General features: G+C 43.0%; 3 protein-coding genes. All 3 read left to right on the top strand.

All coding sequences use genetic code 11. The annotated features are described in order from the left end of the window. The coding region (locus tag WBA23_RS22645) for an enolase C-terminal domain-like protein (RefSeq protein ID WP_424584555.1) at positions 1-470 on the top strand (470 nt) is incomplete at its 5' end. 172 nt (positions 471-642) lie between these two features. Further along, positions 643-1,782: a bile acid:sodium symporter family protein gene (locus WBA23_RS22640; protein ID WP_424584554.1), complete on the top strand. Its 1,140-nt coding sequence runs from the start codon at positions 643-645 to the stop codon at positions 1,780-1,782. A gap of 3 nt (positions 1,783-1,785) precedes the next feature. Continuing rightward, the coding region (locus WBA23_RS22635; RefSeq protein ID WP_424584553.1) for an AGE family epimerase/isomerase at positions 1,786-2,853 on the top strand (1,068 nt) is incomplete at its 3' end.

Here is a 2,853-nt window from a genome sequence, read left to right as displayed (position 1 = left end):
CTATTAACACTCCTACACTCACCGGTGAAGATATATTTCTCAAAGAAGAATTCGTTAAACTGATTGATGCACGGGCTATTGATATGATCCATCCCGACTTAGCTTCCTCAGGAGGAATTTTAGAAACGAAAAAGATTGGTGATTATGCGGAGGAAAATGGTATTCCGATGATGATGCACTTCGCTGGAACCCCTGTTTCACTCATGGCCAATGTACATTGCGCCGCAGCAACTCAAAATTTTATTGCGCTTGAGCACCACTCGGTAGATATTCCTTGGTGGGAAGATTTAGTAACGGGAATTGATAAACCCATTGTACAAGAAGGTCATGTAACTGTACCAGATAAGCCTGGTTTAGGAGTGGAATTAAATGAAGATGTGGTAAAAGAACACATGAAGAAAGGTACCAAATATTTTGCTCCTACCGACGAATGGAATACGATAGACTCGGCGGACCGACAGTGGAGTTAATACTAATGAACTAAGAGCAGTTAGCAATGATCAATTACTACAGATAGTTACTAGTTGCTAACTGCCTATTAAGGCTGACAACCCCCCTTTTATATACCATTATTAACGACTAATTCCGATTTCCGGTCTATCATTTCCACTGCTCACTGTACATAGCTAATTGTTATTAATCATGAACCATCGTTCAATTTATAGAATACTACTTGGTTTGGCTGGAGCTAGTGCATTAACTGCCCTGGTACTCTTTATCATTGGGAATGCAACTGAAGCGGGTCCTTATCTAATTGCTTTTTTCGTGTTGCTGGCGATTGGATTTCGGGGCTACGAATTACTACGCGGTTTCTCTTTCACGGCAGTGATCTTTGCTTCGGTAACAGTAGCGATGTACTATCCAGCTAACTTTCAGGAAGTTGGTGGTTACGATCTAAAGAACTTGTTCACACCATTACTACAACTGATTATGTTTGGAATGGGAACTGCCATAGGGTTCAACGATTTCTTGGGAGTCATTAAAATGCCTAGGGGTGTATTGGTTGGAGTGCTTTGCCAGTTTTCAATTATGCCTTTTGTGGGATTTGGCATTTCCCAAGTTTTAGGCATTGAACCGGAGATTGCGGCTGGAATTATCTTAATCGGATCTTCGCCGAGTGGCTTGGCTTCTAATGTGATGGCATATCTGGCGAAAGCTAATTTGGCATTATCGATCACGCTCACCGCAATTGCTACGTTATTAGCTCCACTTATCACCCCTAACTTAATGGGTTGGTTAGCGGGTGAACTTGTTGAAGTAGATGTTTTAGGAATGATGTGGAGTATGGTTCGCATCGTAATCATTCCGGTGTTTGCTGGTGTCCTGTTCAATCATTTCTTCAGTGGTAAATTTAAGTGGTTGGACGAAGCGATGCCCTACGTTTCCATGTTTGGTATTGCTTATATCATCACAATCATTACCGCCGCGGGACGAGATAATCTGCTAGAAGTAGGTGCCATACTAATCCTGGCAGGAATCTTTCATAATATGTCCGGATATTTTCTAGGGTACTGGGGAGCACGATTATTCCGAATGCCCGAGCAAGATTGTCGAACTGTGGCATTAGAAGTTGGAATGCAAAATGGGGGACTAGCCTCGGCATTAGCAAATGAAATGGGAAAAGTAGCCACGGTAGGATTAGCACCCGCAATTTTTGGCCCAGTGATGAATATTACCGGATCAACGCTAGCTACCTATTGGCGAGGAAAACCGTTACCTGATGAGCCGGATGATACTGAGAATGAAATTGCTCCAGTTGAACACGATAAGGCAACAACGTAGTTTATGCGATACCTGACGACCATTATTATTGCATTAATCGTGCTATCCTGTGCTTCGCCTGACAAGTCGGAAGAAGTTACCGAAGCGGTGGTTAAAGTGCCGAACCAAGACGCTATTAACGCGCAGGTGAACCAGAACTGGAATGATGTACTGGCAGTCTGGTATCCTCGGGTTTTGGATACAACCCACGGAGGGTATCTGGCGAATTGGTCCTACGATTGGCAGATGGCCGAACAGCAGAATAAAATGATTGTTACGCAAGCCCGCCACTTATGGACTACCTCCAAGGTGCTTAAAGAGAAACCTAACGATACACTCTATCAAACGGCTACAAAGTTAGGCTTTGAATTTTTGAAGAACCAAATGTGGGACAAAACTCACGGCGGATTTTACTGGCAAGTAAATCGAGAAGGTTCCCCAATTTTAGAAGGCGAGGGGAAGTACAAAAAAGTATATGGCCACGCTTTTGGAATTTATGCTTTAGCGGCTTATGCTCAGGTGAATAATTCCGAGGAAGCTCTTTCTTTTGCCAAAGACGCTTTTCTCTGGCTGGAAGAAAATGCTCATGACTCGGAAAATCGTGGTTATGTTTCGGTAGTAACTCAAGGCGGAAATCCACTGACTATAGAAGAGCAAATTAGTAATGAATTGCCCGTTAGTTGGATGTATAAAGAACAAAATGCGGGTATCCACCTAATGGAAGCTTTTACCGAGTTATATCGTGTTTGGCCAGACTCCTTGGTTCGAGAGCGGCTCATTGAAATGTTGCACCTAGTGCGAGACACAATGGTAAATGAGCGAGGTCATTTAACTCTCTTTTTCACTCCCAGCTGGCAGCCAGTTTCTTACGCAGACTCGTCCCAGACAGCCCGAGAAGCTAATTACAACATAGATCATGTTTCTTTCGGTCATGATATTGAAACAGCTTATTTGATGTTAGACGCTTCTGAAGCACTAGGCAATTTTGAGTATGACCAAACTTTGTCTGTAGCTAAAATGCTGGTAGATCATACCTTAAGAACTGGTTTTGATCCCATAAGAAGTGGTATTTACCAACGAGGATACTATCAG

This window comes from Tunicatimonas sp., assembly GCF_049647865.1.
Taxonomy (GTDB): domain Bacteria; phylum Bacteroidota; class Bacteroidia; order Cytophagales; family Cyclobacteriaceae; genus Tunicatimonas.
Note: the sequence above shows the minus strand (reverse complement) of the source record. Positions and strands in the feature narration are given on the sequence as shown.